This is a genomic window from Aquibium oceanicum (assembly GCF_001889605.1).
GTDB classification, from domain to species: Bacteria; Pseudomonadota; Alphaproteobacteria; order Rhizobiales; family Rhizobiaceae; genus Aquibium; species Aquibium oceanicum.
In genome coordinates, this window is sequence record NZ_CP018171.1 from 1,032,047 (window position 1) to 1,054,519 (window position 22,473).

A 22,473-nucleotide genomic window follows, 5' to 3' on the forward strand; every position below is an offset into this window, starting at 1 on the left:
CTCTCCCCGTAGTATGCCGTCGCGTCAGTCGCCGCCCCACGGCCCGTGGTGATGGCCCTCGGCGTCGATCCGCTCGAAGCCGTGCGCGCCGAAGAAATCGCGCTGCGCCTGCACCAGGTTGGCCGTGCCGCGCGCCTGGCGATAGGTGTCGAAATAGGCGAGCGCGGAAGAGAGCGCGGGCGCGGGGATGCCGGCCTCCGCGCAACGCGCCACGGTGCGGCGCAGCGCCGGCACCGCCTCCTTCATCAGGTCCACGAAGCGCGGCGCGGTCAGGAGGTTTGTCACCGGCCCGTCCTCGAAGGCCTCCGCGATCGTGTCGAGAAACTGCGAGCGGATGATGCAGCCGGCGCGCCAGATCCGCGCGATCGTCGCCATCGGCAGACCCCAGGCGAATTCCCGCGAGGCGGCTTCCATGACCGCGAATCCCTGCGCATAGGCGGCGATCTTGCCTGCAAAGAGAGCGGCCTCGAGATCGTCGACCACGTCGCGCGCGCGGTCCTTTCCGAACCGCACCGGCCGGTCTTCGTAGATGGCTTCCGCGGCCTCGCGCTCGGTCTTCAGCGCCGACAGGCTGCGCGCCGCCACCGCCGCCTCGATCGCCGTGGCCGGCACGCCCATCATCTGCGCCTCGATGACGGACCAGCGCCCCGTGCCCTTCTGCCCGGCGCGGTCGAGGATGACGTCGACCACCGGCTTGCCGGTGGCGGGGTCGGTGGCGGCCAGCACCTTGGCCGTGATCTCGATCAGGTAGGAATCCAGCTTGCCTTCGTTCCAGGTCTCGAAGAGCCTCGCCATCTCCGTGGTGCCGAGACCGACGCCGTCGCGCAGTATGCCGTAGATTTCGGCGATCATCTGCATGTCGGCGTATTCGATGCCGTTGTGAATTGTCTTGACGAAATGCCCGGCGCCGTCCGGGCCGAGCCAGGCCACGCAAGGATCGTCCTTGTATTTCGCCGAGATCGCGGTGAGCACGTCTCGCACCCTCAGCCACGATGACTGCGCCCCGCCGACCATGATCGAGGGACCGTGCCGCGCGCCTTCCTCGCCACCCGAGACCCCCATGCCGATGAAGGTGAGCCCCGAGCCGTCCAGTTCGCGGAAGCGCCGCATTGTGTCGCGGAAATTGGCGTTGCCGGCATCGATCATGATGTCGGCGGCCGAAAGCAGCGGCCGCAGCGCCGCGATCTGCTCGTCCACCGGCGCGCCGGCCTGCACCATGATGATGATCGGCCGCGGCCGGCGGATTGAGGCGACGAGTTCCTCCAGCGTGTCGCAAGGTACGATGCGGTCGGCCAGTTCGCCCGCCCCGGCGGCGAATTCCTGCGTCTTGCTCCCGGTGCGGTTCCAGACCGCGATCCGGTATCCGTTCTCGGCGATGTTGAGCGCCAGGTTCGAGCCCATTACGCCGAGCCCGATCAGTCCGATTTCCGCTTCCTGCATGTACCGATTTCCGAATTGGTGCCAGCGGCCGAACGACCGGGACAGGTGAGGCCTGCGTGGATGATGGACGCCACCGGCGCAATCCGTCAATGCCGGCCTTGCACGCGAGTTCTCCGTCAGCCGTTCAGGAAATCCTGCCGTGCCGGGGTGAAGGAATCCACCAGGAGACCGGGCTCCAGCGCCCGCACGCCGTGGACCGCGTTCGACGGCACGATGAAACTCTGGCCCGCCGACAGCATCTCGGTGACACCGGAGATCGTCACCTCGAACGAGCCTTCCGCGACATAGGAGGCCTGCACGTGCGGATGCGAATGCAGCTTGCCGACCGCGTCCTTCTCGAAGGAAAACTCGACCACCATCAGGTCCTCGTTGTGGGCGAGGATGCGCCGCCTGACGCCGGGGTCGGTTGGGATCCAGGCGCCGTCGGTCGGGCGGACGAAGAGCGGGTTCTCGGCCATCATTTCCTCCTCAGCGCGCCAGCCAGCCGCCGTCGACCGGTATGACAGCCCCATGCACATAGGTCGCGGCATCGCTCGCCAGAAACACCGCCGTGCCGCCGATGTCGGACGGCTGGCCCCAGCGACCCGCCGGGATGCGTTTCAAGATGTCCTCGCGCCGTACCGGGTCGTTGCGCAGCGCCTCGGTGTTGTTGGTCTCGATGTAGCCCGGCGCGATGGCATTGACGTTGATACCCCTGGCCGCCCATTCGTTGGCGAGGAGCCGCGTCAGGCCGGCAAGGCCGCTCTTGGAGGCCGTGTAGGAGGCGACGCGGATGCCGCCCTGGAAGGAGAGCAGCGAAGCGATGTTGACGATGCGGCCCATCCGCTCGGCCGCGAATGCCCTGCGGGCAAATGCCTGGCAGAGCAGGAAGACTGACTTGAGGTTGACGTCCATCACCGCGTCCCAGTCGTCCTCGGCAAAGTCCACCGCGTCGGCGCGGCGGATGATGCCCGCATTGTTGACGAGGATGTCTATCGGCCCGTGCTCGTCCCATGCCTTCTCTAACATCGCGGCGACCGAGCCGGTCTCGCCGAGATCGGCGCGGATCTCCCGCATTTTCCCACCCGCGCCTTCGATCGCGGCGCGGGTCTCGTCCATCGCCGAGCGGCCGACGGCGAGCACCTCCGTGCCGGCCAGCGCCATCGAGATCGCGATGCCCTGGCCGATACCGGTGTTGGCGCCGGTCACCATGGCCCTGCGGCCGGTCAGGTCGAAGGGGTTCTTCACCGCAGGTCTTCCATCGCGACCGGGTCGACGTCGGTATATTCGACATTGTCGCCGGCCATCGCCCAGATGAAGGCGTAGTTCGAGGTGCCAGCGCCCGAGTGGATCGACCAGCCGGGCGACAGGATCGCCTCCTCGTTGCGGATCACCAGGTGCCGCGTCTCGTCCGGCTCGCCCATGAAGTGGAAGACGCGCGCCTTCTCGTCGAGGTCGAAATAGAGATAGGCCTCCGATCGCCGGTCGTGCACGTGACAGGGCATCGTGTTCCACACCGAGCCGGTGGCGAGCCGCGTCATGCCCACGACGAGCTGGCAGGTCTTGGCCCCTTCCGGATGCACGAACTGGAAGATCGAGCGTTCGTTGGAGGTCTCGCGGCTGCCGAGGTCGAGCCGCTTGGCGTCGCCGATCTGGATCAGCCGCGTCGGATGCGTCTGGTGCGCCGGCGCGCTCAGCAGGTAAAACTTCGCCGGCTCGGAGGCATCGTCTGACGCGAAGACCACCTCCTGCGCCCCCATGCCGACATAGAGCATGTCGCGCGGCGCAAGCGCGAATTTCTCGCCGTCCACGGTCACCGTTCCCGCGCCGCCGACATTGACGGCGATCAGTTCGCGCCGGTCGAGGAAGGCCTTGGTGCCGGTCGGCTTGATCGCCTCCAGCGCCAGAGGCCCGCTCTCCGGCATCGCACCGCCGACGATCATGCGGTCGTAATGGGCATAGGTCAGCGACACCAGTCCGGGCTGAAACAGGTTGCCGATGTGGAAATTGTGCCGGAGTTCGTCCGTCCCCATGGCGGCCGCCGCCGTCGGGTCGATCGCGAAGCGGGATGAATATTCGGTGTGGCGCAGCTTTTCTTCCATGACCTCACTCGTGCTGAAACGGACTTGAATACGGAAACTATTCGAAGGCGTGGCCGGGCGCCGTGTCCGTGGGATCGAACCCGGCGAGACGGTCGCGGTAGCGCTGCTGGCTGGCGGAGAGATGCGAGCGCATGGCGTCTCTTGCGGCCTGCGCGTCTCCGTCCGAGATCGCCTTGATGATCTTCCAGTGCTCGCGCTGCAGACCCACCTGGTACTCGACCGTCAAGACGCTCTCCGTCCCCCAGGGCGAGGCCACGTCGCAGGGAATGGTGCGGCTGCCAAGCGCGTCGAGAACCTCGACGTAAAAGGGGTTGTTGGTCGCCGCCGCGATGGCGCGGTGGATGGCGAAATCGGACTTGCCGGTCGCCTGCCGGGAGGCAAGCAGCCGGTCGAAGTCCGTATAGGCCTCGTAGATCCGCGCCTCCTGCGCGCTGTTGCGCCGCTGGGCGGCTAGACCTGCGGACTCGATCTCCACGCCCATGCGCACCTCGAGCACGTTGAGCGCGTGGCTGATCTTGTTGCCGAGTTCAGCGCTGATGGCGCTGAAGGCGCTCGTCGGCTGCTCCACCACGAACACGCCGGCGCCCTGCCGCGGCTCCACCAGCCCGTCGGCGGCAAGCGCCGCGATCGCCTCGCGCACCACGGTGCGGCTCACCCCGAACGTTTCCGTCAGGCGGTTCTCCGTCGGCAGCTTCTGCCCGGCGACGAGCTTGCCGGACACGACCTGCGAGCGCAGTTCCGCCACCAGCCGTTCCGCGAGTTTCGGCCGCCGCTCCGGTCTCGGGTCCTGGGCGAGGGGTTCGCTCATCGCCGGCTCACCTGAAGACGCTCGGCAGCCAGAGCGACAGCGCCGGTACGTAGGTGACCAATGCCAGGACGATGAGACCGGCGCCGTAGAACGGCCAGATCGAGCGCATGGCGCGCCAGACGCTGATTTTGCCGACGGCACAGGCGACGAACTGCACCGCGCCGACCGGCGGCGTGTTCAGGCCGATCCCGAGGTTCAGGATCATGATGACGCCGAAATGCACCGGATCCACCCCGTAGGCCTGCGCCACGGGCAGGAAGATCGGCGTCGCGATGATGATCAGCGGCCCCATGTCCATGAAGGTCCCGAGCCCCAGCAGCAGAAGGTTCATCAGGATGAGGATGACGTAGGGGTTCTCGGACACCGCGTTCATCGCCGCGACCAGCGAAGCGGGCACCCTCATGTAGGCCATCAGCCAGGAGAAGGCCGCTGCCGTTCCGATGATCAGGAGCACCATGGCGGTGGTGCGCACCGCGCCCATGGTGGCGTCGATGAAGGCTTCCCAAGTCATCTGCCTGTACACGAAGACGGTGACCAGCAGTGCATAGAGAACCGCGATGCAGGAGCTCTCCGTCGCGGTGAAGATGCCGGAGCGCACGCCGCCGAAGATGATGCCGATCAGGAGCAGCCCCGGCACCGCCACCGCCGCGAGGTGCGCCACTGCCTGGAAGCCGGGAAAGGCCTCCGTCGGATAGCCGCGGCTGCGGGCCACGAAGTAGGCGGTGATCATCAGCGCCCCGGCCAGCATCAGTCCGGGAATGATGCCGGCGGTGAAGAGGTCGGCGATCGAGATCTTTCCGCCCGCCGAGATCGAGTAGATGATCATGTTGTGCGATGGCGGCAGGAGCAGCGCGATCAGCGCCGCCATGGAGGTCACGTTGACCGCGTAGTCGACGCCGTACCCGCGCGCCTTCATCTGCGGGATCATCAGGCCGCCCACCGCCGCGGCTTCCGCGACCGCCGATCCGGAGATGCCGCCGAACAGCGTCGAGGCCGCGATGTTGACCTGGCCGAGGCCGCCGCGAAGGTGGCCGACGAGCGAACCGGCGAAGGCGACGATGCGGCTTGCGATGCCGCCGCGCACCATCAGGTCGCCGGCATAGATGAAGAAGGGAATGGCAAGCAGCGAGAAGACGCTCATGCCGGAATTGAGACGCTGGAAGACGACCAGCGGCGGCAGGCCCATGTAGGCCACCGTCGCGAAGCTCGCGACGCCGAGGCAGAACGCGATCGGCGTGCCGATCAGCATCAGCGTCACGAAGGTTCCAAAGAGGATCCACAGTTCCATCGGTCAGGCCCTCGCGTCGCGCGCATCGTCGACGGCATCGAGTTCGACCTCCGCCTCGGGCGTGGCGATCTCGAGCCCTTCGTCGACCGGTGCGCCGGACAATCGCAGCGCGATGCGTTCCAGCGTGAAGAGCGAGACCAGAATTCCGCCGCCCACCACGGGGTAGTAGTCATAGGCGCCCGAGATGCCGAGCGAGGGAAGGATGGCGTCGCTGGCAAGCATGGCGAGCTGCCACCCGTAGAAGATCATCCCCAGACCGAAGGCCAGGATGACGACGTCGGAAATCATCCGAAGCACCCGCTTGCCGCCGTGCGGCAGCACGTAGAGCAGGATGTCGAAGCCGAGATGGTTGTTCTCGCGCACGCCGACGGCGGCGCCGAGAAAGATGAACCAGCTCATCAGCATGACAGCGCCCGGCTCGGTCCAGCTCGGGCTGTCGTTGAGGATGTAGCGGCAGTAGACCTGCCAGGCCACCATCGCGGTCATCAGGACCAGGCCGAAACCCGCGGCCCACAGAGCAAGGCTGCTCACGCGGCCAAGCACGCGGGCGACATGACCCAAGGGTCCCGAAGGGAGAGTCTGCTGCATGGTTCGGCGCGCCCCGGATGTGCGGGGACGCGGCTCGCGCCGCGCCCCCGGACTGCCTGCTTACTGGACCGCCCGGATCCGCTCGACCAGGCTCTTCAGCTTCTCGTCGGTGACGTGCTTCTCGTAGACCGGGCCCATCGCGTCGATGAAGGGCTGCTTGTCCGGAGTGGTGATCGTGGAACCGGCGTCCTCCACCATCTTGCGGGACTCCTTCTCGCGCGCTTCCCACAGCTCGCGCTGCTTCTCCACGGAGTCCTTCGCGGCCTGCTTCACCAGCGCCTGGTCCTCGGGCGAGAGCTTGTCCCAGGAGGACTTGGCCATGACCAGCACTTCCGGCACGATCAGGTGTTCGTCGAGCGAGTAGTGCTTGGCGACTTCCGAATGCTTGGCCGACTCATAGCTCGGGAAGTTGTTCTCGGCGCCGTCGATGACACCGGTCTCGATCGAGGAATAGACCTCGCCATAGGGCAGCGGCACGGCGTTGGCGCCGAGCGCGTTGACCATGTCGACGAAGATGTCGGACTGCATGACGCGGAACTTCATGCCCTTCAGGTCTTCGACCGAGGTGATCGGCTTCTGGGAGTTGTAGAAAGAGCGTGCGCCGCCGTCATAGTAGGCGAGGCCGACAAGCCCGTGCGGCTCGAAGCCTGCCAGGATCTCCTGGCCGACGTCGCCGTCCATGACCTTGTGCATGTGGTCGGTGGAGCGGAAGATGTAGGGCAGCGACACGACGCGCGTCTCGGGAACGAGGCCGTTGAACGGTCCCATCGAGACGCGGTTCAGGTCGATGACGCCGGCGCGGGTCTGCTCGATGGTGTCCTTCTCCTCGCCGAGCTGGGCCGAGTGATAGACTTCGACGGCGATCCGGCCGTTCGAGCGCTCCTTGAGCAGTTCGCCCATGTACTTGACCGCTTCCACGGTCGGATACCCGTCCGGATGCGTGTCGGACGACTTGAGCACGATTTCCTGCGCGAAGGCGGCGGTGGTCAGCGCCGCCGACAAGGCGAGTGCGGTGGTCAGTTTCCTCATCAGGTACATGGTTTCCTCCCTTTTTCCTGATTGGGCCTCAGAGCCGGTAGGCCTTCCTGGCCAGCCGGTATGCGAGTTCCTGTGCGAGATCGGCGGCTTCCTCCTCGATCAGCTGTCCCGAGCGCACGAGTTCGGCGAGGTAGCCGCAGTCGACGCGGCGCGCGACGTCGTGGCGCGCCGGGATCGACGGGAAGGCGCGCGTGTCGTCGTTGAAGCCGACGGTGTTGTAGAAGCCGGCGGTCTCGGTCGTGGCGGCGCGGAAGCGCTTCATGCCCTCGACGCTGTCGAAGAACCACCAGGGCGGCCCGAGCCGAAGGCAGGGATAGACCCCGGCGAGCGTCGCGAGTTCGCGCGAATAGGCCGTCTCGTCGAGCGTGAAGAGGATGATCGTGAGGTTCGGTTCGAGCCCGACCGCGTCCAGCATCGGCTTCAGCGCGTCGACATAGGAGGTGCGGCGCGGGATGTCGAAGCCCTTGTCTCGGCCATGGCTGGCGAAAATCGCCGCCGAATGGTTGCGCCAGGAGCCGGCATGGATCTGCATGACCATGCCGTCCTCGACGCTCATCTTCGCCATCTCGGTCAGCATCTGGGCCCGGAACAGGCCGGCATCGTCGGGGCTGGCGGCGCCGCTCGCCACGCGGGTGTAGAGCGCCGCGGCCTCGGAATCGGAAAGGTTGGCGGTGTCGGCGGTGGGATGGCCGTGATCGGTCGCCGTCGCTCCCGCCTCCCGGAAGAAGGCGCGGCGCTTGCGATGCGCTTCCAGATAGCCGTTCCACTCGCCGGTATCGCAGTCGGTGAGAGCGCCGAGCTGGCGCAGATTGTCGGCGAAGCCCTCGAACTCCGGGTCGATGACGGCGTCGGGCCGGTAGGTGGTGACGACGCGCCCCGTCCAGCCGGACTCGCGGATCTGCCGGTGCCATTGCAGCGGGTCGAGCGCGCCCTCCGTAGTGGCGATCGCCTCGATGTTGAAGCGCTCGAAAAGCGCCCGCGGCCGGTATTCGTCGCGCGACAGGCAGTCCGCGATGCGGTCGTAATAAAGGTCTGCCGTCGCGCCATTCAGCCGCACCTCGAGCCCGAACAGGCTTTCGAAGGTGTGGTCCAGCCACAGGCGCGTGGGCGTGCCGCGAAACACGTGGTAGTTTTCGGCGAACAGCCGCCAGATCTTGCGCCCATCCGCCTCCGCCACGCTCCCGTCGGCGCGGGGAACGCCGAGCCGGTCGAGGCCGATTCCCTGGCTGACGAGCATGCGGAAAATGTAGTGGTCGGGAACGACGATCAACCCGGCTGGATCCGGGAAGTGCGCATTCTCGGCGTACCAGCGGGGATCGGTGTGGCCGTGAGGGCTGATGATGGGGAGGTCGCGTACGCTCTGGTAAAGATGGCGGGCAAGGTCGCGCGCCGCCGGGTCGAGCGGGAACAGCCGATCGTCGTCGAGCAGTGCTGACACCCGTGCCTCTCCTCCCTTGGCCAGTGCTGCGCCTTTCGTAAGGGACGCGCCGGAATGATGTCAATACAAGTTCAGAGATTCATCATACAAATTCTGGAGCCCGGTAAAATGTGATCGGAGCCTCCGAGGAGAGGGGTGGGCGCTCGGGCTTTTATGATCGAAACGAGGCAAGCAAAAACATGCTCAAATGCCCCATGGACAGCTTATCGAGCGCGCCGGACAGATGAATGTGGCAGAAACCGGTCGCGCCCGCCGACGCGATGAAATTTCCCGACAGGCTTCGTAGCATTACGTGAAGAGTCTCGAATTTATCGGTTTGCTGCACTTTCTGCCTATCCGATGGAACCAACTGCCACTAACCGGCTCGGCACAACAACAGCCGGAGTGCTCCCCGATAATGTCCAACAAGCTTCACGTCGCCGCCTTCGTCATCGGAGCAGTCGCGATCGCCGCCTCCACCGGTACCGCCTCGGCCCAGTGCGGCCGTGCATCCTGGTACGCGCTCACCTCCAAGACGGCATCGGGTGAACGGATGAACCCCGCCGCCATGACCGCGGCTCACCGCTCCCTCGCCTTCGGGACCAAGATCAAGGTCGTGAACAAGGCCAACGGCAAGTCGGTCGTGGTCCGCATCAACGATCGCGGGCCGTTCGTGAAGGGCAGGGTGCTCGATCTTTCCAAGGCGGCGGCCCAGAAGCTCGGCTTCATCCGCTCCGGTCACACGCCGGTCTGCATGGCCAAGGTCGGCTGAGGCTCGGCGCCGCAGAGCCGGCGCGCGGCGGCTTCGGCCATGGCTTCGGCAAGCGACAGGTCCCACTGTCGCCGGCAGTAGCCGCGAAAGTCGAAGCACGGCAGGCCCGGGCAGACCTCGAACTCCAAGAGGTGGACGGTGTCGTCCGCCTCGACCCGGAAATCCGCCGAAAAGACGTCCCGCAGCCCCAGGCTGCCCATGAGCATCGCGCCGATCCGGCGGATTTTCGCATCCGCCCCCGGTTGTCTGCGGACAAGCGGCTCCAGCATCGGCTCGACGCGGCTGCCTGCGGCCTGCGCGGCGTCTCCCGTCTCGCCGTAGAGCGCCATGCTGTCCGACATCGTCTGGAAGTCGCCGCCGGAATCGACGAGAGCCACGCCAAGTGCTCGCCCGTCCGCCGCCGGATCCACGGCAAGAAAACTCGCGCGCACGTTGCGCCCCGCGACATAAGGCTGGACGATCGCATCGTCGCGAAAATGCTCGGAGATACGGCGGCTGATCGCCAGCGCCTCGTCCCGACTGTCGCACCGCGAATCCGCCCAGATGCCGATCTTGGCGCCGAGCCGGTTAGGCTTGACGAAGTAGCCCGTCGCAGAGTTTGGCGGCGGCACGATCCATTCGCCCGCACGCGCAAGGCCGGCAGCCGGAACCGGCATTCCCAGTGCGGCGAGGACGGCGCCCGAGCGGAACTTGTCCTGGCACAGCGCAAACAGCGTGTCGTCCGAGCCGAAGGTTTTCAGCCCATGCAGCCGCGCCAGCGCCGGGGCGGCCGAACCTCGGAAATAGGCGATGCCGTCCGTCAGCGTCCAGACGAGCGTCGAGGCCGGATCGCGGCCCGCGAGAGCCTGCGCGGCATCGTCCAGTTCCACCGGCAGGAAGTCGATCCCGCGCCGTTCGCACGCGGCCGAGATGGCAGCGAAATCGGCTGCGATGTCCGTCGACTGCGCGAGGTACGAACTGATCTCGACGACCCGCTCGGGCGGAAAGCCTTCTTCTGCAAGCCGCGTCCGGCATGCCGCCTCGGGCTCGTAAACCAGGATCAGGTTCGGTCTGGATGCCACGCGCCGCTCCGCCGGCGCCGGTCTTATGGCTGGCCGCGCCTCTCGCGGGATATGAGGACGCGGCGCCGAAAGCCGCTTGCGGGTTTCCGACATCGCGGCGGCGTGGTTCCTAAAGAGAAGCGCCGCATGCGGTTCAGGATATCGGCACGCGCGGCTCGAAGCGCCCCTTGACCGGCAGGTCCAGCAGGAAAGTCTTTCCCGCGTCCGGCTCCTTGGCCTTGTCGCGGCCCCGCGCCGCGGTGGTCACGATCATCCGCGAGGCATCTGGGCCGGCGAAGGCGGGGCACGTGGACTGCTTCGCGGGGATTTTGACAGTACGCAGATGCTCGCCGGCCGGGCTCCAGGCGTCCACCGCGCCCGCCGCCCAGCGTGCGTTCCACAACACGCCCTCGGCATCGACGACCGAACCGTCGATGAACCCCGCCTGTCCGCGCCAGTCGAGAAAGGTCCGCGGCTCGCCCGTCGGCAGCCCGGTCGCGGGGTCGCAGTCGACCCGGTGAAGGATGCCGCGCGGCGTATCGGTGAAGTAGGCGATGCGCCCGTCCGGCGAAAAGCAGATCGAATTCGGGATCGAGACGCCGGGATAGATCGTGCGGACCTCGCCCTTGTGGAACCAGTAGATCGCGCCGGCCGCGTCGGCTTCGTCCTTCGCCATGGTGCCGATCCAGAAGGCGCCGCTCGGATGCACCCGCGCGTCGTTCGAGCGGGTCTTCGGATTGTTCGCCTCGAGCGCGGTGTGCAGGGTCAGAGCACCGGTCTTCGGGTCGCGAACATGGACGCCGTTCTCCGCTACCAAAAGTTGCATCCCGTCCTCCGCGAAGGCAATGGCGCTCGCCATGAACGGCAGTTCGTGCACGGTGGTCGGCCCGTCCGGAAACGGACGTTCGAGAAGCTTCCTGCCGACGATGTCGAACCAGAAGAGCTTGCCGCTCTGCGGATCGTAGGTCGGTCCCTCGCCGAGTTCGCAGGCGATGTCGCACAGGACCGATACGCCGTCGTCTTCCATCGCCATCCCTCCGGGTTGCCTGTTTCCTATAGAGAGCCTTCCCGCGCTCAGACGGTGCCGGCATCCACGATCATGGTCTGCGCGGTCATCATGCGCGATGCCGAGGAAGCCAGGAACAGGCAGGGTCCCACCATGTCCTCCGGCTGGATCTCCTCCTTCAGGCACTGCCGGTCGATATGCGCCTGCAGCCCCTCCTTCGTCACCCAGAGCGCCCTTTGCCGCTCCGTCAGCACCCAGCCCGGCGCGATGGCGTTGACCCGGATGCCGAACGGACCGAGCGCTCCGGCCAGCCCCTTGGTGAGGCCGACCACGCCGGCCTTCGCCGCCGCATAGGAGGGATAGCCGCCGCCGTTGATCATGAAGGCCGTCGAGGTGAAGTTGACGATCGAGCCCTTCCGAGCCTCCTTCATCTTCGGCACCACGGCCTGGACAGCGAAGAACTGGTGCCTGAGGTTGATCGCCTGGTTGTCCTCCCAGAACTCCGGCGTCACCTCCTCGATCGTGTGACGCGTGTCGAGCGCGGCATTGTTGACCAGCACCGAGACGGGGCCGTTCTCGATCTCGGCCTTCCGCGCGGCCTCGCGCAGCGCGACGACGTCGCGCAAATCGGCGTGCAGGAACAGCGGCTCGCGGCCGGTCTCCTCCTCAATCTGGCGGCAAAGGTCGCGGCTCGCGCGGTCGGCAATGTCGATGAAGGCGACGCGGGCGCCCTGGCGGATGAACCCGGAGGTCAGGCACGCGCCGATGCCGGTGCCGCCGCCGGTGATCAGCACCGACGCGCCCTCGAGGTCCGGAAACCGCGCAATCTTGTCCATAATGCCTCTCCTCCCCGGTGCCATGTATGGAAAAACCCGCGGCGGGAGGCAATCCGTCGGCACGAGATTTCTAAAGCCCGCAGGGCTGGCCTCTCCAGATCAGACGGTCGCCTGGCGCTGCGCGATCCGGTTTCCGAGGCCGAACAAGGCCGTCTCGGCGTCGACCGGCCTGCCGAAATAGTAGCCCTGACCATTTGGGCAGCCGAATTCAAGAAGCCGCGCGGCCTGGGCCTCTTCCTCGATGCCCTCGGCCACGACGTCCATGTTGAGGCCTTCGCACATCGCCAGGATCGCCCGCACTATGTGCTCGGAGGCACGCTCGGTGAGGATGGACGCGACGAAGGCCTGGTCGATCTTGATCTTGTCGAAGTGGAACTCGCGCAGTCGACCGAGGCTCGACTGGCCGGTGCCGAAATCGTCCAGCGCGATGCGAATACCGTGCGACCGAAGCTCCTGCATGATCTTCCCCGCCGAGGCGGGGTCCGACATCACGCCGGTCTCGGTGATCTCGATCTCCAGCCGGCGCGGATCCAGTCCCGACCGCGACAGGATGGTCATGATCTGGCTGCAGGTGTTGTGGTCCACCAGCTGCGAGGGCGAGAGATTGAAGGAGAGGAACACGCCCTCGGGCCACTGACGAGCGGCGAGCGTCGCCTTGCGCAGCAGAAGTTGCGACAACTGCCCGATGATGCCGCGCTCCTCCGCGATCGGGATGAAGACGCCAGGCGACACGAAACCGAGATCGCAGTCGGTCCAGCGTGCCAGGGCCTCGAAGCCGACGATACTGCGGGAGGCGAGATCGACGATCGGCTGAAAGTGCGGCTCTACTTCCCCCGCCGAGACCGCGCGGCGGAGCGCCTGCTCGATGCGCGTGACGCGCTTCGCCGCTTCCTCCATGTCCTGCGTGTAGACCACCACCAGTCCCCGGCCGCTTCGCTTGGCGTGGTAGAGCGCGGTTTCGGCCTTGCGGATCAGGTCGTCGGCGCTTTCGTTGCCGACGAAGAACAGCGAGCATCCGACAGACGCGGAGAGCCGGGCGCTGCGTTCGCCAAGATCGTACGGCGCCGAAAGGATCTCGATCAGCATGCGAGCCTGCTCGGCGGCCGCCGCTTCGCTGAACGTCATTGGAAACAGGAAGGCGAACTCGTCCGCGCCGATGCGCGTGACCGTCGAATGCCTGTCCATCGCGGCATGCAGGCGAAGTGCGACCTGCATCAGGATCTCGTCGCCCGACGCCCGCCCGAACAGATCGTTGATCGGCTTGAAGCCGTCGAGATCGACGATGCCGATGGCGAACGGAGCCGGATCGTCCTCGCGTTCCGCGATCAGACGCTTTACCTTGGTCACGAACCGGCGGTTGTTGCCCAGGCCCGTCAACGGATCGGTGTACGCGAGGTCTCCCTGCTCCCCCGGTCTGTCTGTGTTGCGCATGGGTCCGTTCATTGTTGTTCTGGTGATTTAGCCCCGGCTTACTCAACCTAGTATCGAGCAAAACCGTTTAGGAAGGGTGTCCCTTCGGCAACGCCCGGAGGTATACCATTGGATGAGGTGGGAGGGTCGGCCACGCGTGCCGTGAACGCCCACTGGTCCATTCGAAACGGCCGGCCGGAGATTGGCAGCGCGTCGCGTTTTCGATAGATGCCATGGTCCGTTCGAAGAACCGGAGAACCGAGATGCCGCTCAGGATAGCCGTGCAGATGGACCATGTCGCTACGCTGACGATTGCGGGCGACACCACGTTCGCGCTCTCGCTGGAGGCGCAGCGGCGCGGCCACGAACTCTACCATTATACCCCCGACCGCCTGACCATGCGCGGCGGCAAGGCTTTCGCCACCGCGGAGCCGATGAGGGTGAAGGACGTCAAGGGCGATCACTACGCGCTCGGCGAACCGCAGCGCCTCGATCTGTCGGAGATTGACGTGGTGCTCCTGCGGCAGGACCCGCCCTTCGACATGAACTACATCACAACCACCCACATCCTGGAGCGCATCCATCCGAAGACGCTCGTGGTCAACGACCCCGCCTGGGTGCGCAACAGCCCGGAGAAGATCTTCGTTACCGAATTCCCCGACCTGATGCCCGAGACGCTGATCACCAAGGATGCCGCCGAGGTCGCCGCCTTCCGCAAGGAGTTCGGCGACATCATCGTCAAGCCGCTCTACGGCAATGGCGGCGCCGGTATCTTCCATCTGCACGAGGCGGACCGCAACCTCGCCTCCCTGCTCGAGATGTTCGGCCAGATGTTCCGCGAGCCCTACATCGTGCAGCGATACCTCAAGGAAGTGCGCAAGGGCGACAAGCGCATCATCCTGATCGACGGCGAGCCCGTCGGCGCCATCAACCGCGTGCCCGCCGAGCATGACTCGCGCTCGAATATGCATGTCGGCGGCCGTGCCGAGGCGACGGAACTGACCGACCGCGAACGCGAGATCTGCGCCCGCATCGGTCCCTCGCTGCGCGAGCGCGGCTTCATCCTCGTCGGCATCGACGTCATCGGCGACTACCTGACCGAGATCAACGTCACCTCGCCCACCGGCGTGCGCGAAGTGCAGCGTTTCGGCGGCGCCGACATCGCGGCGCTGTTCTGGGATTCCGTGGAAGCGAAGGTGAAGTAGCAACCCTGCCGTGCCGCTTCCCGGTGGTCGAACCCCGCCCGTGAACTATGTCCAGTCCTAGCCGCCGGCTCCGGCCGACGGCCGCGGATACGGACGAACGGAGCGGGGACGGCAGGTATGAAGGCATTTTCAAGCGCATTTTTGATCGCGGTGGCGATCGTCGTCGGATTGCTTGCCGGCACGACATTCGCGCAGGACGGCGGCTCCTCCCGCTCGTGGTTCGAGGTCGATGCGCTGAACCGCGGCCTCGATCCGGCACCCGACCTCGCTCGGGAAACGCCCCAGGCAGCCGTCGAGACCTTCCTCCAGCGCACCGGCCTCGGTGATTTCGGCGCGGCCGCTCATCTGCTCGACCTCGAAAAGATCGATCCCGTCCGCCAGGCGGAGCGCGGGCCGCTCCTGGCGCGACAGCTCGCCGAGATCATCGACCGCAAGGTATGGATCGACTGGAACGAATTGCCCGACCGGCCCGACGGCCTCGACGTCAACGCGTCATCCAACGACGCGCTGGCCGGCGAGCCCCGGCGCTCGATCCGCATGGCGCTGATTCGTCTTGACGGCCGGCCGGTGCCGATCCGGCTCTCGCGCGTGAAACCGGCGGACGGCGACCCGGTCTGGCTGTTTTCGGCGCAGACCGTGGAGAACATACCCGCGCTGCATGCGCAGTACGGCGCGACGGCCTTCGAGGAGGGCCTGCCCGACTGGTCCCGGAAGCCCGCCCTCCTCGGTCTGGCGGCCTGGGAACTCATCGCGCTGCCCTTGCTCCTGGTGGCGTCCGCGCTGCTCGGCTACTTCCTCTTCCGTCTCGCGTCGGGCCTCGGCAAGCGCTATCGGCCGGGCGTGGCAGGCGAGATCGTCTCGGCCCTGGCGCTGCCGGTCGCGCTGATCGCCGCCGGCCTGCTCGCCTACACCGTGACCGGATCGCTGCTGGTCTTCTCGGTGTCGATCGATACCTTCATCACGCCGGTTCTCCTGTTCCTCCTGTTCGGCGGCGGCCTTCTCATCCTGGTCAGGGTCATCGACGTCGCGATCGAGCACAGCCTGACGCAGGACGTCTCCGAACTGGAGAAGCCCGAAAACGAATCCGTCCGCAGCTTCCAGACCAATCTCTCCGCCTTCCGCCGCATCGGTCTCGTCATCGCGCTGGTCTTGTTCGTCGGCCTCGTCTTCACCCAGATCAACCTCCTGGCCAAGACCGGCCTGGCGCTGGTCGGTTCGGCCGGCATCCTCACCCTCGTGCTCGCCTTCGCCGCCCGTTCCGCGCTCAGCAACATCATGGCCAGCCTGCAGATCGCGCTGTCGAAGGCGGCAACGATCGGCGATTCCGTGCTCTTCGAAGGCCAGTGGTCCTATGTCGAGAAGATCAACTTCACCTTCGTGCAGCTGAAGACCTGGGACAACCGAAGGCTGGTCGTGCCGGTGACCTACTTTGTCTCCGAACCCTTCGAGAACTGGACCAAGCGTGATCCCTCGCTGACCAAGGTCTTCGAACTGCGCCTCAACCACATGGCCGACGTCGACGTTCTGCGAGAGCGCTTCAAAGGGTTCGTCGAAGAAAACGACAAGGTCGTCGACAAGGACAGCTCGAAGGTTCTGGTCATCGGCCAGGACGCCACCGGCATGCTGGTGCGTTTCTATGCGACGGCCAAGGATCCGACGACCGCATGGTACATGCATTGCGAACTGCGCGAGGCGATGCTGAAGGCCACCACCGAGCTCGAGCTCGAAGCGCGTGAGGGACGCCGCTTCCTGCCCACGGAGCGCGAGGTGAAGGTTGAAAACCTCGCGGAAGCGGCGGAATAGGCTCGTTTGACACAAACATGCGCGCGTAGAACTTTCGCGAACGCATCGTTCCCGAAATGTTCTTGCCCTTACGTCAACCTTGTGTTTAGCTGTTGTGAACTCGCTCGGCGCGCATCACGCGCCGGCCTTCGGGCGCAGCCGGCAAGGGGACAAGGATGGTTTCACGCGTCAGCACCATCGCCTTCCAGGGCATAGAGGCCGTTCCCGTCGACGTGCAGGTGATGGTCGCGCCGGGCAAGATCGGCATGCACATCGTCGGCCTTCCGGACAAGGCGGTGGCCGAAAGCCGCGAGCGGGTCCAGGCGGCACTCCATGCTTCCGGCCTGTCGATGCCGCCAAAGAAAGTGACGGTCAATCTCGCCCCGGCCGACCTGCCGAAGGAGGGCAGCCACTACGATCTTCCGATCGCGCTCAGCCTCATGGCGGCGCTCGGCGCCATTCCCGGCGATGCGCTCGGCGAATTCGTGGTGCTCGGCGAACTGTCGCTCGACGGCACCATCGCGCCGGTCGCGGGCGCCCTGCCGGCCGCCATCGGCGCGAATGCGATGGGCAAGGGCCTGATCTGCCCGCATGCGTCGGGACCGGAAGCGGCCTGGGCGGGCGCCGATGTCGAGATCCTCGCGCCGCGCAGCCTGATCGCGGTGGCCAACCATTTCCGCGGGACGCAGGTCCTGTCGCGCCCGGAGGCAAGGATCAGGGAGCCGGCCACCAATCTTCCCGATCTCGCCGACATCAAGGGGCAGGAGAGCGCCAAACGCGCGCTCGAGGTTGCGGCGGCCGGCGGCCACAATCTCCTGATGAGCGGCCCGCCCGGCTCGGGCAAGTCGATGCTGGCGCAGCGCCTTCCGTCGATCCTGCCGCCGCTGTCCCCGAAGGAACTGCTCGAGGTCTCCATGATCGCCTCGATCGCCGGCGAACTCTCCGGCGGAAAGCTGTCCGACCGGCGGCCGTTCCGCTCGCCGCACCATTCGGCGTCCATGGCGGCGATGGTCGGCGGCGGCTTGCGGGTCCGCCCGGGCGAGGCCTCGCTCGCCCACCACGGCGTGCTTTTCCTCGACGAATTGCCGGAGTTCGCCGCGCCGGTCCTGGATTCGCTACGCCAGCCGCTGGAGACCGGCGAATGCGTCATCGCGCGCGCCAACACCCGCGTCTCCTATCCCTCCCGCATCCAGCTCGTCGCGGCCATGAACCCGTGCCGGTGCGGCATGGCGGGCGAACCGGGATACCGCTGCGCCCGCGGCCCGCGCTGCCAGAGCGATTATCAGGCGCGCATCTCCGGACCGCTCCTCGACCGCATCGATCTGAGGATCGAAGTTCCCGCCGTCTCGGCGGCCGACCTCATCCGCCCCTCGCGTGCCGAGACCAGCACAGCCGTCGCCGCCCGTGTCGCCGCCGCGCGCATCATCCAGCGCGAGCGCTTCGCCGCGCGTGGCCTTCCCGGCGTCACCACCAATGCGCATTGCAGCCCCTCGTTGATCGAGGATATCGCCGCGCCGGATGCCGCCGGGCAGGCGCTTTTGCGCGATGCGAGCGAGAAGCTCGGTTTTTCCGCACGCGCCTATCACCGGGTCCTGAAGGTCGCCCGCACTCTGGCCGACCTCGATGGCGCGGAGACGGTCGGCCGCATCCACCTCGCCGAGGCGATCTCCTACCGCGTCGGCACGGAAGCCGCCGCCGCGCGTGCCGCTGCATAACTTATACGAGGAGATGTGATCCGCCCGCTGTCGGGGGCGGATACCTGACCGCCCGGGCCCGCGCGTCGGGTGCGACCGGCCTGATCTCAGGCACACCGGGCAATCTCGAAACGGCGAGTCGACATCCTGTACCGACCCGCGACCTGAGCGCTTCTGGGAAAAGTCGTAACGGACGTTACTGCGTGCCTGCGTCGTAGCGAGGGCCGTAAGTCGGCCCCGCCGGTCAGTTGCGGACCGAGCCCACCATCATGGTGTTGTCGTCGCGCAGGCTGACCCACCGCCCGGTATGCGTGCTCGCCTGGCGCTTGAGGAAGCGATATCCCGTCTGTTCCCAGGCCTTCACGGTGTCCGACAGATTGTCGAGAATGTAGTCGCCCTTGTCCGTGCGCACCGTCAGCACCGCGTGGCCTTCTCCGTCGCGCTTGCGCACCACGGTGATGAGCAGGTCCGACAACGGGATGCCGCCCTTGAAGAGCCGGCGGCGCTTTTCCAGCACGTAGTCCTCGCAATCTCCCACGCCGCTGGTCGGATAGGCCCAGACCTCGTCCTTGCCGAAGATGTCCTTGTCGGACATCGGCCTGATGGCGCTGTTGACCGCGATGTTTACCTTGGAAATCTTCGCCCAGAGCGTCTTGGTGAGGACGAGCGGCCCCTCGTCGGATCCGGCGATCGAGCATTCGGCCGGATTGGCTCTGCAGAACTCGTAGTGGCCGATCGGCTGTGAGGTCAGTCCTCCAGTGCCGATGGAGCCCGCCAGTGCGGCGCCGGTTGCGGTAAGGACGAATGCGATACCCGCACCCCCCAGTGACATTATCGCGCCCGAAAGCAGTTTGCTGAGACCCATCCGTCTCTGTTCCCCAAGCCGCCTTTGTCTTTTGTTAAGAAAACGTAAAGGGGGGTAGTGATTCGTGTCAATCGGGAAAATCCCGTGATCGGGGGGTATGGTTATCCGACGTAACATTCCGGCAACAGCTGCGTGCAATTGCGCCCTTCGCCGCCACGAGGCAACTTTCGTAAGACCGGGGATGCTTCCAGCCAGACGGGATCATTGCGTAAGTACCGGTATTATATAAGAATTTCCCCCGCTGCGTCGCTTGCGCTAAGACATCGCCGCGCGCTCAGTCGGGGTCGATTTTGCCGCGCATCTTCTTGATCGTGGCGCGGCCGGACTTGGCCTTGAGCCTTCGTTCGACCGAACCCTTCGAGGGTTTCGTCTTGCGCCGCGGCGGTGGCGGGGGTTCGGCGGCGCGCGTCAAAAGCGCGATCAGCCGCTGCCGCGCGTCCTCGCGGTTGCGCTCCTGCGTCCGGAACCGGCCGGCCTCGATCAGGATCGCGCCGTCCTTGGTCGCCCGCTGACCCGCCAGCTTCAGCGCGTTCTGGCGGACCCGTTCGGAGAGCCCCGCCGCGTTCGCCGCGTCGAAGCGCAACTGCACCGCCGTCGCTACCTTGTTGACGTTCTGGCCGCCCGGGCCGGAGGCGCGGATGAAGCTCTCCTCGAGGTCGCTCTCGAAGATCGTCGCGTCCGGCGCGATGACGATCGGATCGGTCCCGGTCATTCGCGCCAGACCAATACCTGCCCGGCCGGCTTGCGCGCGATGTCGGGCACCGTCGCGCGCTCGGCCGGATAGCCGGCGACCAGCAGGATCACCGCCTTCTCGTTCTCGGGCCGGCCGCAGATCTCGTTGAGGAAGCCCATGGGCGAGGGTGTGTGGGTCAGCGTCGCCAGTCCCGCGCCGTGCAGCGCCGCGATCAGGAATCCCGAGGCAATGCCGACGGATTCGGGCACGTAGTAGTGCTTGATGCGCCGCCCGTCCTCGGTGGTGCCGTAGCGCTGCGCGAAGATCGCGATCAGCCACGGCGCGGTTTCGAGGAAGGGCTTGTTCTCGTCGGTCCCGAGCGGCGCCAGCGCCTCCAGCCATTCCTCCGAGGCGCGGCCGGCATAGAAGCCGCGTTCCTCCTCCTCGGCCGCCTCACGGATGCGCCGCTTCGTCTGCGGATCGGAAATGCACACGAAGGTCCAGGGCTGCTGGTTCGCGCCGGAGGGCGCGGTCGCGGCCGTCATCACGCAGTCCTCGATCACCGCGCGCGGCACGGGCCGGTCGGAAAAGTCGCGCACCGTGCGGCGGCGGTTCATCAGCGCGCGAAAGGCGCTGGCGCGCCGCGCCGTCTCAGCCGCGTCGAGATGCTCGAAATCGAGCAGAACCTCGCTTTTCCTGTCCATCGCGCTCTCCCGGTGCATCCCACGCCCCGACGCCATCGGGCACGCGGACACCACGGCTTCGGTTTGCCCCGTCCCGCCAAAAAAGAAAAGACCCGGCCGAAGCCGGGTCCGTGTCGTGTCGCGGGTATCGCGGAAATGCCTATTCTGCGGCTTCCTGCACGCTCGGTGCGGCGCTGCGCACGGTGGCGTCGACGTGATCCTCGAACTTGCCGAAGTTCTGGATGAACATGCCGACGAGGCGCTTGGCCTGGGCGTCGTAGGCGGCCTTGTCCGCCCAGGTTGAGCGGGGATCGAGGATCGAAGTGTCGATGCCCGGCACGGCGACCGGCACCGCGAAGCCGAAGTTGGCGTCCGTGCGGAACTCGGCCCGGTTCAGCGATCCGTCGAGCGCCGCCGTCAGCAGCGCCCGGGTCGCCTTGATCGGCATGCGCCGGCCGATGCCATAGGCGCCGCCGGTCCAGCCGGTGTTGACGAGCCAGCAGTCGACGCCGTGGCGCGCGATCAGGTCGCGCAGCAGGTTGCCGTATTCGGAAGGATGGCGCGGCATGAAGGGCGCCCCGAAGCAGGTCGAGAAGGTCGCTTCTGGCTCCGTCACGCCCTTTTCCGTGCCTGCGACCTTGGCCGTGTAGCCCGACAGGAAGTGATACATCGCCTGCGCCGGCGTCAGCTTGGCGATCGGAGGCAAAACGCCGAAGGCGTCGGCCGTCAGCATGATGATGTTCTTCGGGTGGCCCGAAAGTCCCGTCTCGCTGGCGTTGGGGATGAAGTGCAGCGGGTAGGCGCAGCGCGTGTTCTCGGTCAGCGAGCCGTCGTCGAAGTCCGGCACGCGGTTCTCGTCGAGCACGACGTTCTCCAGCACCGTGCCGAAGCGCTGCGTCGTGGCGAAGATCTCGGGCTCCGCCTCGGCCGAGAGCCGGATGGTCTTGGCGTAGCAGCCGCCCTCGAAGTTGAAGATGCCCTGCTCGCCCCAGCCGTGCTCGTCGTCGCCGACCAGCGTGCGCGCCGGGTCGGCCGACAGCGTCGTCTTGCCGGTACCCGAGAGCCCGAAGAACACGGCGGCGTCGCCCGCCGGCCCGACATTCGCCGAACAGTGCATGGGCATCACGCCGGTCTCGGGCAGCAGGTAGTTCAGCGCCGTGAAGACGGACTTCTTCATCTCGCCGGCATAGGAGGTGCCGCCTATGAGCACGATCATGCGCGTCAGGTCCACCGCGATGATCGTCTCCGTGCGCGCGCCGTGGCGGCCGACATCGGCGCGGAAGGACGGCAGGTCGATGATGGTGAGCTTCGGCTCGAAGGTCGGCAGCGCCGAGCGGTCGGGTCGGATGAGCAGGTTGCGGATGAACAGCGAATGCCAGGCGTATTCGGTGATGATGCGCGACGGCAGGCTGTTGTCGGCATCGGCGCCGCCGATCAGGTCCTGCACGAAGAGTTCGCGGCCCTTGGCGTGCTCGATGAAGTCGGCCAGCAGGTTCTCGAAGTGCTGCGGCGACATCGGCTTGTTGTTGTCCCACCAGACCTTCGGGTCGGTGTTGTCGTCGCGCACCACGAACTTGTCCTTGGCCGAGCGTCCGGTGTGCTGCCCGGTCTGGGCCACCAGCGCGCCGTGCGCGGTGAGTCGCGCCTCGCCGCGGCGGATCGCCTCCTCATAGAGATCGGCCTCGCCGAGGTTGTAGTACACCTTACCGGTCCCGGTCAGGCCCGCAGCCTCGATCCCGCATTTGGGATTCCGCTCGCCTATCTCCTGCATCATTCCCTTCTCCCTGGCTTAAAACACTTTTGCCAACCGACGACTTGCGGGATGAGGGATTCATTCGCAGGCGTCC

21 protein-coding genes are annotated in these 22,473 nt (G+C 66.3%); 4 read left to right on the forward strand and 17 right to left on the reverse strand.

Going from position 1 to position 22,473, the window contains the following annotated elements; translation table 11 throughout:
• Window positions 1–24 precede the first annotated feature (24 nt).
• The 9 genes from gndA to uxaC form a co-directional block, all read right to left on the reverse strand.
• Window positions 25–1,440 carry an NADP-dependent phosphogluconate dehydrogenase gene (gndA, locus tag BSQ44_RS05170; protein ID WP_072602244.1) on the reverse strand — a complete coding sequence of 472 codons (1,416 nt, stop codon included), beginning with the start codon at window positions 1,438–1,440 and terminating at the stop codon, window positions 25–27.
• A 116-nt stretch (window positions 1,441–1,556) separates the two neighbouring features.
• Window positions 1,557–1,898 carry a cupin domain-containing protein gene (locus BSQ44_RS05175; RefSeq protein WP_072602245.1) on the reverse strand — a complete coding sequence of 114 codons (342 nt, stop codon included), beginning with the start codon at window positions 1,896–1,898 and terminating at the stop codon, window positions 1,557–1,559.
• A 10-nt stretch (window positions 1,899–1,908) separates the two neighbouring features.
• Window positions 1,909–2,631 (reverse strand): 2-dehydro-3-deoxy-D-gluconate 5-dehydrogenase KduD, encoded by a 723-nt coding sequence (kduD, locus tag BSQ44_RS05180; RefSeq protein ID WP_235633408.1) that lies wholly within the window; start codon window positions 2,629–2,631, stop codon window positions 1,909–1,911.
• A gap of 32 nt (window positions 2,632–2,663) precedes the next feature.
• Entirely contained in the window at window positions 2,664–3,521 is an 858-nt protein-coding gene (kduI, locus tag BSQ44_RS05185; RefSeq protein ID WP_072602247.1) for a 5-dehydro-4-deoxy-D-glucuronate isomerase, read from the reverse strand.
• Window positions 3,522–3,558: 37 nt separating this feature from the next.
• Window positions 3,559–4,329: a FadR/GntR family transcriptional regulator gene (locus BSQ44_RS05190; protein WP_072602248.1), complete on the reverse strand. Its 771-nt coding sequence runs from the start codon at window positions 4,327–4,329 to the stop codon at window positions 3,559–3,561.
• A 7-nt stretch (window positions 4,330–4,336) separates the two neighbouring features.
• The gene (locus BSQ44_RS05195; protein ID WP_072602249.1) at window positions 4,337–5,617 is read right to left on the reverse strand and encodes a TRAP transporter large permease; all 1,281 of its coding nucleotides are present in this window, start codon (window positions 5,615–5,617) and stop codon (window positions 4,337–4,339) included.
• Between the two features lie 3 nt (window positions 5,618–5,620).
• Window positions 5,621–6,205, reverse strand: a complete 585-nt coding sequence (locus tag BSQ44_RS05200) for a TRAP transporter small permease (protein WP_072602250.1) — start codon at window positions 6,203–6,205, stop codon at window positions 5,621–5,623.
• 60 nt (window positions 6,206–6,265) lie between these two features.
• Window positions 6,266–7,243, reverse strand: a complete 978-nt coding sequence (locus BSQ44_RS05205; protein WP_072602251.1) for a TRAP transporter substrate-binding protein — start codon at window positions 7,241–7,243, stop codon at window positions 6,266–6,268.
• Window positions 7,244–7,271: 28 nt separating this feature from the next.
• Window positions 7,272–8,681 carry a glucuronate isomerase gene (gene uxaC, locus BSQ44_RS05210; RefSeq protein ID WP_072602252.1) on the reverse strand — a complete coding sequence of 470 codons (1,410 nt, stop codon included), beginning with the start codon at window positions 8,679–8,681 and terminating at the stop codon, window positions 7,272–7,274.
• A gap of 397 nt (window positions 8,682–9,078) precedes the next feature.
• Here uxaC and BSQ44_RS05215 point away from each other — a divergent pair, with 397 nt between their 5' ends.
• Complete coding sequence (locus BSQ44_RS05215) at window positions 9,079–9,432, forward strand: septal ring lytic transglycosylase RlpA family protein (RefSeq protein ID WP_072602253.1); 354 nt, start codon at window positions 9,079–9,081, stop codon at window positions 9,430–9,432.
• Here the strand turns inward: BSQ44_RS05215 and BSQ44_RS05220 are convergent.
• From BSQ44_RS05220 to BSQ44_RS05235, 4 genes are all read right to left on the reverse strand, one after another.
• Window positions 9,399–10,493 carry a D-alanine--D-alanine ligase family protein gene (locus tag BSQ44_RS05220; RefSeq protein ID WP_072602254.1) on the reverse strand — a complete coding sequence of 365 codons (1,095 nt, stop codon included), beginning with the start codon at window positions 10,491–10,493 and terminating at the stop codon, window positions 9,399–9,401. The two genes, BSQ44_RS05215 and BSQ44_RS05220, sit on opposite strands and share 34 nt — an antisense overlap.
• Before the next feature lie 133 nt (window positions 10,494–10,626).
• On the reverse strand, window positions 10,627–11,499 hold the full coding sequence (locus tag BSQ44_RS05225) for an SMP-30/gluconolactonase/LRE family protein (protein ID WP_072607874.1): 873 nt from the start codon (window positions 11,497–11,499) through the stop codon (window positions 10,627–10,629).
• A gap of 47 nt (window positions 11,500–11,546) precedes the next feature.
• Window positions 11,547–12,314, reverse strand: coding sequence for an SDR family NAD(P)-dependent oxidoreductase (locus BSQ44_RS05230; RefSeq protein WP_072602255.1), 768 nt, complete (start codon window positions 12,312–12,314; stop codon window positions 11,547–11,549).
• Window positions 12,315–12,413: 99 nt separating this feature from the next.
• Window positions 12,414–13,745, reverse strand: a complete 1,332-nt coding sequence (locus tag BSQ44_RS05235; protein ID WP_083534501.1) for a putative bifunctional diguanylate cyclase/phosphodiesterase — start codon at window positions 13,743–13,745, stop codon at window positions 12,414–12,416.
• A gap of 242 nt (window positions 13,746–13,987) precedes the next feature.
• Here BSQ44_RS05235 and gshB point away from each other — a divergent pair, with 242 nt between their 5' ends.
• The 3 genes from gshB to BSQ44_RS05250 all read left to right on the forward strand — a co-directional run bounded on the left by gshB (window position 13,988) and on the right by BSQ44_RS05250 (window position 18,426).
• Entirely contained in the window at window positions 13,988–14,929 is a 942-nt protein-coding gene (gene gshB / locus BSQ44_RS05240; RefSeq protein ID WP_072602257.1) for a glutathione synthase, read from the forward strand.
• A 117-nt stretch (window positions 14,930–15,046) separates the two neighbouring features.
• Entirely contained in the window at window positions 15,047–16,732 is a 1,686-nt protein-coding gene (locus tag BSQ44_RS05245; protein WP_072602258.1) for a mechanosensitive ion channel family protein, read from the forward strand.
• A 155-nt stretch (window positions 16,733–16,887) separates the two neighbouring features.
• The gene (locus tag BSQ44_RS05250; RefSeq protein WP_072602259.1) at window positions 16,888–18,426 is read left to right on the forward strand and encodes a YifB family Mg chelatase-like AAA ATPase; all 1,539 of its coding nucleotides are present in this window, start codon (window positions 16,888–16,890) and stop codon (window positions 18,424–18,426) included.
• Window positions 18,427–18,649: 223 nt separating this feature from the next.
• Here the strand turns inward: BSQ44_RS05250 and BSQ44_RS05255 are convergent, their stop codons facing one another.
• The 4 genes from BSQ44_RS05255 to BSQ44_RS05270 all read right to left on the reverse strand — a co-directional run bounded on the left by BSQ44_RS05255 (window position 18,650) and on the right by BSQ44_RS05270 (window position 22,397).
• On the reverse strand, window positions 18,650–19,237 hold the full coding sequence (locus BSQ44_RS05255; protein WP_114580044.1) for a transglutaminase-like cysteine peptidase: 588 nt from the start codon (window positions 19,235–19,237) through the stop codon (window positions 18,650–18,652).
• A 307-nt stretch (window positions 19,238–19,544) separates the two neighbouring features.
• Window positions 19,545–19,982: an alternative ribosome rescue aminoacyl-tRNA hydrolase ArfB gene (gene arfB / locus BSQ44_RS05260; RefSeq protein WP_072602261.1), complete on the reverse strand. Its 438-nt coding sequence runs from the start codon at window positions 19,980–19,982 to the stop codon at window positions 19,545–19,547.
• Complete coding sequence (locus tag BSQ44_RS05265; protein ID WP_072602262.1) at window positions 19,979–20,647, reverse strand: nitroreductase family protein; 669 nt, start codon at window positions 20,645–20,647, stop codon at window positions 19,979–19,981. The genes arfB and BSQ44_RS05265 overlap by 4 nt, the downstream gene beginning before the upstream one ends.
• Before the next feature lie 139 nt (window positions 20,648–20,786).
• Window positions 20,787–22,397: a phosphoenolpyruvate carboxykinase gene (locus tag BSQ44_RS05270; RefSeq protein WP_072607875.1), complete on the reverse strand. Its 1,611-nt coding sequence runs from the start codon at window positions 22,395–22,397 to the stop codon at window positions 20,787–20,789.
• Window positions 22,398–22,473: the final 76 nt, after the last annotated feature.

Coding starts and splice junctions, on each gene's coding strand:
- BSQ44_RS05245 (WP_072602258.1), top strand. CDS start 15,047: ATGAAGGCATTTTCAAGCGCATTTTTGATCGCGGTGGCGATCGTCGTC.
- BSQ44_RS05250 (WP_072602259.1), top strand. CDS start 16,888: ATGGTTTCACGCGTCAGCACCATCGCCTTCCAGGGCATAGAGGCCGTT.
- gndA (WP_072602244.1), bottom strand. CDS start 1,440: ATGCAGGAAGCGGAAATCGGACTGATCGGGCTCGGCGTAATGGGCTCG.
- BSQ44_RS05270 (WP_072607875.1), bottom strand. CDS start 22,397: ATGCAGGAGATAGGCGAGCGGAATCCCAAATGCGGGATCGAGGCTGCG.
- BSQ44_RS05225 (WP_072607874.1), bottom strand. CDS start 11,499: ATGGAAGACGACGGCGTATCGGTCCTGTGCGACATCGCCTGCGAACTC.
- BSQ44_RS05175 (WP_072602245.1), bottom strand. CDS start 1,898: ATGGCCGAGAACCCGCTCTTCGTCCGCCCGACCGACGGCGCCTGGATC.
- kduI (WP_072602247.1), bottom strand. CDS start 3,521: ATGGAAGAAAAGCTGCGCCACACCGAATATTCATCCCGCTTCGCGATC.
- BSQ44_RS05190 (WP_072602248.1), bottom strand. CDS start 4,329: ATGAGCGAACCCCTCGCCCAGGACCCGAGACCGGAGCGGCGGCCGAAA.
- BSQ44_RS05200 (WP_072602250.1), bottom strand. CDS start 6,205: ATGCAGCAGACTCTCCCTTCGGGACCCTTGGGTCATGTCGCCCGCGTG.
- BSQ44_RS05265 (WP_072602262.1), bottom strand. CDS start 20,647: ATGGACAGGAAAAGCGAGGTTCTGCTCGATTTCGAGCATCTCGACGCG.
- BSQ44_RS05230 (WP_072602255.1), bottom strand. CDS start 12,314: ATGGACAAGATTGCGCGGTTTCCGGACCTCGAGGGCGCGTCGGTGCTG.
- kduD (WP_235633408.1), bottom strand. CDS start 2,631: ATGGTGACCGGCGCCAACACCGGTATCGGCCAGGGCATCGCGATCTCG.
- arfB (WP_072602261.1), bottom strand. CDS start 19,982: ATGACCGGGACCGATCCGATCGTCATCGCGCCGGACGCGACGATCTTC.
- BSQ44_RS05215 (WP_072602253.1), top strand. CDS start 9,079: ATGTCCAACAAGCTTCACGTCGCCGCCTTCGTCATCGGAGCAGTCGCG.
- BSQ44_RS05235 (WP_083534501.1), bottom strand. CDS start 13,745: ATGCGCAACACAGACAGACCGGGGGAGCAGGGAGACCTCGCGTACACC.
- gshB (WP_072602257.1), top strand. CDS start 13,988: ATGCCGCTCAGGATAGCCGTGCAGATGGACCATGTCGCTACGCTGACG.
- BSQ44_RS05205 (WP_072602251.1), bottom strand. CDS start 7,243: ATGTACCTGATGAGGAAACTGACCACCGCACTCGCCTTGTCGGCGGCG.
- BSQ44_RS05195 (WP_072602249.1), bottom strand. CDS start 5,617: ATGGAACTGTGGATCCTCTTTGGAACCTTCGTGACGCTGATGCTGATC.
- BSQ44_RS05255 (WP_114580044.1), bottom strand. CDS start 19,237: ATGTCACTGGGGGGTGCGGGTATCGCATTCGTCCTTACCGCAACCGGC.